12 protein-coding genes are annotated in these 7,947 nt (G+C 39.3%); 8 read left to right on the forward strand and 4 right to left on the reverse strand.

The features are described 5' to 3' along the window. Positions 1 to 18: 18 nt before the first annotated feature. Complete coding sequence (locus BM003_RS06265) at positions 19 to 564, reverse strand: DUF6241 domain-containing protein (protein ID WP_245734097.1); 546 nt, start codon at positions 562 to 564, stop codon at positions 19 to 21. 1,082 nt (positions 565 to 1,646) lie between these two features. On the opposite strand from BM003_RS06265, the gene BM003_RS17920 reads away from it, so the two are divergent. From BM003_RS17920 to BM003_RS18080, 3 genes are read left to right on the forward strand one after another with little or no spacing between them, the layout of a single operon-like run. After that, positions 1,647 to 1,952, forward strand: a complete 306-nt coding sequence (locus BM003_RS17920; RefSeq protein WP_245734086.1) for a reverse transcriptase family protein — start codon at positions 1,647 to 1,649, stop codon at positions 1,950 to 1,952. After that, complete coding sequence (locus BM003_RS18075; RefSeq protein WP_281242872.1) at positions 1,933 to 2,346, forward strand: reverse transcriptase domain-containing protein; 414 nt, start codon at positions 1,933 to 1,935, stop codon at positions 2,344 to 2,346. Before BM003_RS17920 ends, BM003_RS18075 begins: the two co-directional genes overlap by 20 nt. Next, positions 2,343 to 2,975 (forward strand): reverse transcriptase domain-containing protein, encoded by a 633-nt coding sequence (locus BM003_RS18080; RefSeq protein ID WP_281242873.1) that lies wholly within the window; start codon positions 2,343 to 2,345, stop codon positions 2,973 to 2,975. Before BM003_RS18075 ends, BM003_RS18080 begins: the two co-directional genes overlap by 4 nt. Before the next feature lie 343 nt (positions 2,976 to 3,318). Here the strand turns inward: BM003_RS18080 and BM003_RS06275 are convergent, their stop codons facing one another. Both BM003_RS06275 and BM003_RS06280 read right to left on the reverse strand, forming a co-directional pair. Continuing rightward, positions 3,319 to 3,549: a hypothetical protein gene (locus tag BM003_RS06275; RefSeq protein WP_093671226.1), complete on the reverse strand. Its 231-nt coding sequence runs from the start codon at positions 3,547 to 3,549 to the stop codon at positions 3,319 to 3,321. 20 nt (positions 3,550 to 3,569) lie between these two features. After that, complete coding sequence (locus BM003_RS06280; protein ID WP_177184665.1) at positions 3,570 to 3,884, reverse strand: BhlA/UviB family holin-like peptide; 315 nt, start codon at positions 3,882 to 3,884, stop codon at positions 3,570 to 3,572. Between the two features lie 278 nt (positions 3,885 to 4,162). On the opposite strand from BM003_RS06280, the gene BM003_RS06285 reads away from it, so the two are divergent. The 5 genes from BM003_RS06285 (at position 4,163) to BM003_RS06300 (ending at position 7,506) form a co-directional block, all read left to right on the forward strand. Continuing rightward, positions 4,163 to 4,351 (forward strand): hypothetical protein, encoded by a 189-nt coding sequence (locus BM003_RS06285; protein WP_093671230.1) that lies wholly within the window; start codon positions 4,163 to 4,165, stop codon positions 4,349 to 4,351. A 344-nt stretch (positions 4,352 to 4,695) separates the two neighbouring features. Beyond that, the gene (gene bacL2, locus BM003_RS06290) at positions 4,696 to 5,379 is read left to right on the forward strand and encodes a BacL2 family protein (RefSeq protein ID WP_093671232.1); all 684 of its coding nucleotides are present in this window, start codon (positions 4,696 to 4,698) and stop codon (positions 5,377 to 5,379) included. 31 nt (positions 5,380 to 5,410) lie between these two features. Beyond that, positions 5,411 to 6,100 carry an N-acetylmuramoyl-L-alanine amidase gene (locus BM003_RS06295; RefSeq protein WP_093671242.1) on the forward strand — a complete coding sequence of 230 codons (690 nt, stop codon included), beginning with the start codon at positions 5,411 to 5,413 and terminating at the stop codon, positions 6,098 to 6,100. Between the two features lie 260 nt (positions 6,101 to 6,360). Then, complete coding sequence (locus BM003_RS17570) at positions 6,361 to 6,528, forward strand: hypothetical protein (RefSeq protein ID WP_177184666.1); 168 nt, start codon at positions 6,361 to 6,363, stop codon at positions 6,526 to 6,528. 462 nt (positions 6,529 to 6,990) lie between these two features. Beyond that, positions 6,991 to 7,506: a DUF6241 domain-containing protein gene (locus tag BM003_RS06300; RefSeq protein WP_093671234.1), complete on the forward strand. Its 516-nt coding sequence runs from the start codon at positions 6,991 to 6,993 to the stop codon at positions 7,504 to 7,506. Between the two features lie 158 nt (positions 7,507 to 7,664). Here BM003_RS06300 and BM003_RS06305 read toward each other — a convergent pair. Further along, a partial coding sequence (locus BM003_RS06305) for a transposase (protein WP_177184667.1) occupies positions 7,665 to 7,947 on the reverse strand: 283 nt, incomplete at its 5' end.

A 7,947-nucleotide genomic window follows, 5' to 3' on the forward strand; every position in this document is an offset into this window, starting at 1 on the left:
TGAATGAGCGGCTGTCTTTCAATATATTTGCAGATTTTCGATTGTCCTTTGATCTATCTGAAGTTGAGAAAAATCATTTGCCTTCCATCGTTTCAACACTTTATTGTAAACATTTTTATGTTTCAGACCCATTTTATCAAGCATTATAGCTGACAGCAACCAATCAATACGTTTGTAGGATATTTCATTCTTGTCGCGGACCATTCGTAGTATGTACCGCTGAATATCGCTGTCGTCGACAATTCCACGATTTTTGTATTCGTCACCGAAGGGATTCGGATTCTGTATTACATCAAGTCCCTTTTTACTTTCTTCACTCGAGAGATCTTTTGAAGGATATTTTTCCGCATATTGTTCTGGAGTCAATCCCATATCTGATGGGGTCATCGACAGAGATTCATTTGAAGTCGATTTCAATTGTTCAACAGATGATTTTTGATGATTCTGTCTTTTTTGCGTGTGTCCATAGACTTTTTTTTGATTCATGACAAGCAGATTATTTGCAAAAACAAATCCCGCACTGGCAACTACCACTATCAATGATCCTAATGTAACTGCCCGCATTACTTTCACTCGATCTCCCTCCCCTTGTTCACATAATAGATTAATTGTCTTTGTGTTTCAATATTTGTATTGTAAAATAATTTTTAAGATGTTGTGTTTTAGAACTAATAAAAGAGGTGAATTAAAGAGTTATGCGTATAAAGTTGTCGCTTAATCTTGCGTTACTTTTTATTTTCCTTGTCATCGTCTAGTCAAAATAATTCCACAAACAAAAATGACTCGGCTCATGTGAAAAGATCTGAAACAAATCAGCCTGTGAGCGATACGGGTTCAAAGGCGCAAAGTGATGCTAATGATCAGGTTTCAGTAGATGAGAATCTTGAAGTGAAGAATCCCGAATTCAGCTCTTTTTACAATTTTATAGCTATGACGGATAAGGATTGGGTGGGAATATAATGATCCAGCACTGGCGTCATGCATTGTATATCCTAATTATTTTTCTAAGAGGACAACAAATAAATCACTACAAAGGGATATGCTCTCTGTAAAACAAGCTGCTATATATATCATTAGAAATGGTAAAGAGGCAAAAGATATTACACATCTTAGAAGCTTGATCCATGATTTGAGTAAAAAGTATAGAGCGACCGAGCAAGGTCGTGCCTTATAGCGGGTGGGAATCCCGTCGGAAAAGAATTAGCCACTCATCCGTAGCGAGTCTTGGAGAACTAAGGGTAACGTTAGTTTTTAAGCGTAGACAGCGAGCCAGTGGGCCGTAAGCCATGTGGTTGAAGGGATTGAGCCTCGAAAACTTATGAAAATGGGAACGCCGATGGCGTTATACTTCCAGAAGGCAACACCCCAATTATCGATAGGGCAAGAGGATTGGGGGCTCCCCGAGGTCTGAGACCATGGCACGCTGAGCATTGATAAGGGACGGCAACTCGGGAGATCCCAGCGGATCTTTCGAACGAAAGTATAGCGAACCAAGCAATCAAATGTGAGGACGCTAAATGTCTACTGGGAAGTCGGAGGAAACACATAGTACTCATGACGCTGGGTAATGCCAGTCGAGGAAAGGTGTTTCTCTTGTTCATGAATCTTATCCGGGACACATCGGCACACACGGAGGTGCAGTAAAGATGAACACAAAACTGGTAAGAATAGCAGAATTAGCGAAGGAAAACCCGAAGATGAAGTTCACGTCACTGGCGCATTTACTGAGTGAAGAGAAACTGAAGATCTGTCACCGAGAGTTGCTGGGAAATAAGGCAACGGGTGTCGATCGGATAACCAAAGCGATGTATCAAGAACACCTAAATGAACATCTCGCTGGTTTGGTTAAGCGACTAAAGCAGAAAAGTTATCGGCCGCTCCCCGTTCGTCGAACCTACATTGACAAACCGGGAACAAAGAAGAAGAGAGCACTTGGTATTCCCCGCCTATGAAGATAGAATCATACAACGAGGGCTTGCGAAAATCCTCAATGCCATCTATGAACAGGATTTTCTTGACTGCTCCTTTGGCTTTCGCCCAAATAGAAGTTGTCATGATGCGCTTAAAGTGCTCAATGTCTACATCGAAAAACGGTATACGAACTACATCGTTGATGTAGACATCAAAGGTTTCTTCGATCATGTGGATCACCAATGGATGATGCGTTTCTTAAATCATCGCATTAATGATCCAAGTCTACTCAGACTCATCGCGCGTTTCCTGAAGGCTGGATACATGGAGAAGGGGACGTGGTACGCAAGCGAAAAAGGGACGCCGCAAGGCGGCCTGATCTCGCCGATCCTGGCCAACATCTATCTTCACTATGTATTGATCTATGGTTTATGAAAGTGGTGAAGAAGCAGTGTCAGGGACAGGCCTACTTGGTGCGCTATGCTGATGACTTTGTGTGTTGCTTTCAGTATAAACAGGAAGCGGAGCGATTCTATCGCGAACTCAAGCAGCGAATTGGTCAGTTCAATTGGACACTAGCAGAGGAAAAAGCGAGGATTATTCCTTTTGGACGTTTTGCTTGGGAAAATGCCAGACAAAATGAAAACAGGAAGTCAAAGACCTTTGACTTCCTGGGGTTCACCCACTACTGTGGGCGGAGTAAAAGTGAACACTTTCGAGTTAAGCGGAAAAGTAGTCGAAAGAAAGTATGCGCCAAACTCAAAGCCCACGCGCAGTGGCTAAAAGCTCACCGAACAAAAGAGATGGACTTCATCATGGACCGGATTAAGCGCTCCCTGATCGGTTACTACAACTATTATTGTGTCACGGACAATCTGCCGACTGTGAATGCTTTTCGATTGCAGGTGATGCGGTTGCTTTACAAATGGCTAAACAGAAGGAGCCAGAAACGTTCCTTCACATGGGAGAGGTTCAATCTTCTGGTCCAACGCTATACGGTGCCGCGACCGCGAGTTAAGGTGAACATCTATGATCTTCGAACAGATTTGAGTTATATTTTGTGAATCATGAACAAGAAGAGCCGTGTGCGTAAATAGCGCACGCACGGTTCTGTGAGGGGGCAGATGATGTGAATCACTGCCCTACTCGACAAATAAACAAGTGAAAACCCACTAATCATGTTATTGTCATAGTCAATTGATATAATGAAACAAATTTAGTGATAAATAATTATTCTAGCAACGAGAATCTCTGTATATCTGTATAAGGAAAAGATATAATTCCATATTGGATCTAGGTCAATATTTGGGGCTAGCTCCCAGTCTTTGTACCCATTGTAACAACCACCTAGAACAAAATTTCATCTTTAAGCTTTAAGCAAAAACAAAAACTGATCCCCAAATTGAATCAGTTTTTGTTTTTAACAGGTATTTTGGATACATCAAAAAGCCCACTTGCTGCAAGCCCGATAGCAATTCCATTGAATATATGTTCCTGAATGGTTCCTGCAGTAAATGTGAACCCTGCTGCAAGGCCAATCGCCAACGAAATTGCAGGCATGATTTTGGATGGTACATATTGCTTCATCACCTGGCCTAAACCAGTGACAAGCGCCACGATAACAACGAGTTGAAACATATTCATTCCCTCCCCAAAAATTATTTGAGCTCTGTTCTGTTGACCTTACGTTCAAGATCAATACGAATTTCTTGAACATCGGCGGCCATTATTTCATACTGAGTTGCAAGTCGTTCAAATTGTTCCGCCATATTATTGATAAAGTCAGTTAGCTTAGCTTCTCGCTCAATACCTTCTTTGCGAAGCACACTGGCTTCGGCACGAAGATTATCTTCACGTGTGGCAGAAATAGTTTGTTGTCTTCGTCCTTCACGTAAGGTGTAAAAATATAGAGTAATGTATAAAATGGCCCACAATCCTTGCTTGGTTGCCTCCGCAATTAAAATATCTGTCAATGATTCGATCACTCCTTTTTTGGAAACTATCGAGATTCATTTATCATCCTAAGAATAAATGACAAATGATCATAAGATAGTGATTAAATTAAGATAGCTTGTGCAATAAAGTGTCTCTGCTTTTTAGTAAAAGTGACACCTAGATTTTTTGGGGGTTACAAGGCAGCCGTTAAAGTCCCAATATTCATTATGAGTATCATGTTTACAAGTTTACTTTTTAACAAGAAAGGTATAATGTAGTGATATAAATGAGCATTATTGAGACAGGAGAGATATATGTGGCTAAAAGACCTTTTGCAATACGAGTAGATCAAGTAAATGTGGACCGGTTCCGAGCTTTGTCAACGATTAAACGAATGGATGGTGCAGAACTATTTTCAGATCTTTTAACTAGAGCAGAGAAAGAGATGAGTTCAGAAGAACTAAAAGTGTACAAAAATTTATTAGAATTATGGCGCAAGAATTAAACTGATCATGCTGAGATAATTCATTAAATCATGAGCTTTATTCACCATAATTCAGATTTGCAATAATAGGTGGATGCTGAACGAATATCGTCATTTGGCATGGTCATTCAGCTTATACATATTATTTATGGTGTAATATACTGTTATAAAGTTAACTAATATTTAATAATTAACCTGTTTTGAGTGAGCGCATCTTTTCTGTTTGTGTGCTTATTATTATATAAATGATGTTAACTAATATTTTAATATACATGTTTACTTGTGTCACAAAAAATGTGAATGAGTCAACACAACAAGATGGAACCGATAAATCGGAATTTCATACTTGGGGAGTTGAGTCACTGATGAGAACATCAAATAATAAATTGTGGTTAACTGTCGATACCTTGGTAGATCAGTACGCCGAAGCGAGCGATAAAGAAATAAAGGAACGGTTGTTTGAGAAAATATTCATTTTATTAAAAAAGTATATTGGAACCTGTGCAGGAAATGCTGTTCGCAGAGCAAGTCAATTCCGCCTTTCAATTCCAAAAGAAGATTTTATTTCAGCATTTAATTTGTCCTTGTGGGAAACCGTTAAATCATTTGATTCACACAAAGGCCGAATAAAGTCATTAATTTCTTATCGCTTTCGAATTGCTGAAGCTACGGTCTGGCGTCACTATGAAACACGAGATGTAAATGAAAAGGATGGTCGATCATATGCTAAGGCACGCTGGGATTCCCTTGATAAAAGTATTAATGACGCTAATGGCGATTCGTCAGCAAGTTTGATCGATTTCATCATAACAGATCATCCGAGTACAGAGGAAACCTATCTAGCAGATCATGAACTAACTGAGCTGCTTCAATTGTTTGCTGCAAAGAATGCTCGCTATGCGAAAATCATTAACTCACTTAGCCAAGGGTATGAAGGAAGTGATCTGGCACAAGTGACACATGAGGGGAGCAACTATGATCCCAAGGTTCGTAAACTTGTCCAAAGAGCAGAGGATTCCTTTGGCAAATTCAGATCAAACATTGGTTAATCAATTTTTTAAAAGTCTGGGGGGTTATGATATGATCATTCATCTGGATGCAGGTCATGGCGGTAAGGATAGTGGAGCTGTCGGGAATGGACTCAAAGAAAAAGATATTACCCTTTCTCTCGCAAAACAAATTCGCAATATCCTTGAAAATGACTATAGTAACATAGTCGTGAACATGACGAGAACAACGGATACGTTTGTTGCGTTGTCTAAACGTGCGGATCTGGCAAATAAGGAAAATGCTGATTATTTCTTTTCTATTCATGTCAACGCAGGTGGTGGAATGGGGTACGAGGATTATATTTATGATCAATTATCAATAGGTAGTATTACGGACAACGCTCGTGCAAATCTCCATAATGCAGTTCTTCCAGTGTTGAAAAAATACAATCTTGTAGATCGAGGTAAAAAGAAAGCGAATTATGCGGTGCTTCGTGAAACAAAGATGCGAGCTGTACTTGCTGAAACCTTATTCATTGATACACTGGCTGACGCAAATCATTTAAAGAATCCTACATTTTTGAATGACATTGCTCATGCGTATGCCAAAGGTTTGGCAAGTATTGTTGGTGCCACAAGAAAAAATGAAACAAGTGAAGAAATAAATAGGACAACAACTTATTCGGTTCAAATTGGTGCATTTAAAGATCGAAAAAACGCAGATTTACTAGTGAAGAAGGCGGAGAACGCCGGATTCAAACCGTTCATAAAAATAAATTAAATAGCCAAGAAATCAGTTTCAAGAATCATTCAAAATTGGAATGATTGCCAAGATAATGAAGATTTGATTACTTATGCGAACTCAGCTCATTGCAATTTGAGCTGAGTTTATTTATAATAGAACAAAAAGAGAACAAGCGTTCTCTTTTAGGGAGCGCTACTAGTAAAAAATTGTTGCAGGATAATGTGCATCTTAACCTTTTTGTTGAAAAACGATACTAAGAGCATTAATGGAAACATTCTAACAAGAAGGTAAACTTTTTGATCGAAGGTATGCTTATGAATGATGACGAGAAAGTCAACGTAATTTTTGAAACTGAAGAAAACCACGATTATGATCGCGAAACTGTAGCTCTTGTTTTTTTAGTCAAGGAAAACACTGTCTGTGAAGACAACTATGAATTCATTGATCGTTACTCACAATTATAAAAGAGAGGGTTAGGCATCATTTCGATTCTTTTCGGTTTATCCATTTTTTGAACCCTTTGATTATCTGGTGGTTCGTTCAATTCGACGATTACGGTCGCTCCTAAGATTGTCAACGTTTGATGGCCAATTATAGAAAGAAGATTTGTTCAACGTTTTTCACCATCCTTGCTGCCAATACGTCAAGTTGCCTCAAAGAGTGTTGATTGACTTGGTACTTTTCGTAATCTTTTTCAAATACAAACCGAACTGTGCTTTCGTCTGCTGTAAACAGAACCGATGTAATTCGTTCCGTCATTCAACAAGTCATTAAGTTCACTGTTGTTTTCATCTTCGTTGTAGTGTATAAATTCCACTTTGTCGTATTCAAGTATAGTGGAACGGTCGTTTTTGTAATTATTCGTGGCAGACATATTGCAAAATGAAAACACTTCCGATATTGTAAATTAAAAGGGGTGTGGACAGATGAAAATCGTGGTATTTGTGATTTTTGTTATTGTCGCTGGGGGTTTGACATTGTTTTTTTTCAGCCCATGGGATACAAGTAAGAAACAGGAATATAAAGGTGTCCCAGCTGTGTCTGTACAACCTCAGGAAGTCTATACGGAAAATGGTGATCAAATAACAGAAGATGAAGCACTTAGTACGTATAATGAAATGATTAGTAGAGGCGGGAAAGAGGCTGAAGATGCCGAACAAAAGGGCATAGATGGAATTCAAGCACCGAATCCGTTCGGGGACGAATTAATCAATCGTGCTCACATAGATGATAAGAAGGCACAGAAATATATTCTTTACATGGCTTCAGATAAGAAGAAAATCACAAAACAACGTGTCAGATGGCTGTTATATGCGGTGTCAATGGACAAAATGGGGCTAAAGCATAAAAATGTTTACAATAAAATTCTAAATCGATGGAAAAACAATGACTTTTCACAATTTGAATCAGATAAGCAGAAAATCCTCAATTTACAAAAATAAACCAGTCGACAGAATTAAACTGTACCCTATAGAGTAGACACTTTGAAAAAGCTTACCCTATAGGGTACTTTTATATAGAATGAGAAAAACGAGATAAGGAGGATTTAAAGGATCAAGTCCTTTTTTATGTGTAAATTCATCTCAGCTGGAATAGGGCGTTAGTTTTGGTAAATAGATGTCACTTTCGATTTTTGATTCTGTTTTTGGAGCTTCTGTGCCTTCCACTCCGCATAATTTGTCATGTCCAAATAACGGCGGCCCTCCAGCCATTTTTCATTCATTTCCATGAGGACAGAACCCATGAGGCGGATCACAGACTCCCGGTTGGGGAATATCCGGATGACGCGCTCCCTGCGGCGGAATTCCTCATTCAGGCGCTCCATCCCGTTGGTCGTGCGCAGACGGTGCCTGTAGGCTTCAGGAAAGGGAAGCACAGCCGTC

The organism is Sporolactobacillus nakayamae (assembly GCF_900113325.1).
Classification (GTDB): domain Bacteria; phylum Bacillota; class Bacilli; order Bacillales; family Sporolactobacillaceae; genus Sporolactobacillus; species Sporolactobacillus nakayamae.

Coding starts and splice junctions, on each gene's coding strand:
- BM003_RS06265 (WP_245734097.1), bottom strand. CDS start 564: ATGCGGGCAGTTACATTAGGATCATTGATAGTGGTAGTTGCCAGTGCG.
- BM003_RS17920 (WP_245734086.1), top strand. CDS start 1,647: ATGAACACAAAACTGGTAAGAATAGCAGAATTAGCGAAGGAAAACCCG.
- BM003_RS18080 (WP_281242873.1), top strand. CDS start 2,343: ATGAAAGTGGTGAAGAAGCAGTGTCAGGGACAGGCCTACTTGGTGCGC.
- BM003_RS06275 (WP_093671226.1), bottom strand. CDS start 3,549: ATGTTTCAACTCGTTGTTATCGTGGCGCTTGTCACTGGTTTAGGCCAG.
- bacL2 (WP_093671232.1), top strand. CDS start 4,696: ATGAGAACATCAAATAATAAATTGTGGTTAACTGTCGATACCTTGGTA.
- BM003_RS06295 (WP_093671242.1), top strand. CDS start 5,411: ATGATCATTCATCTGGATGCAGGTCATGGCGGTAAGGATAGTGGAGCT.
- BM003_RS06300 (WP_093671234.1), top strand. CDS start 6,991: ATGAAAATCGTGGTATTTGTGATTTTTGTTATTGTCGCTGGGGGTTTG.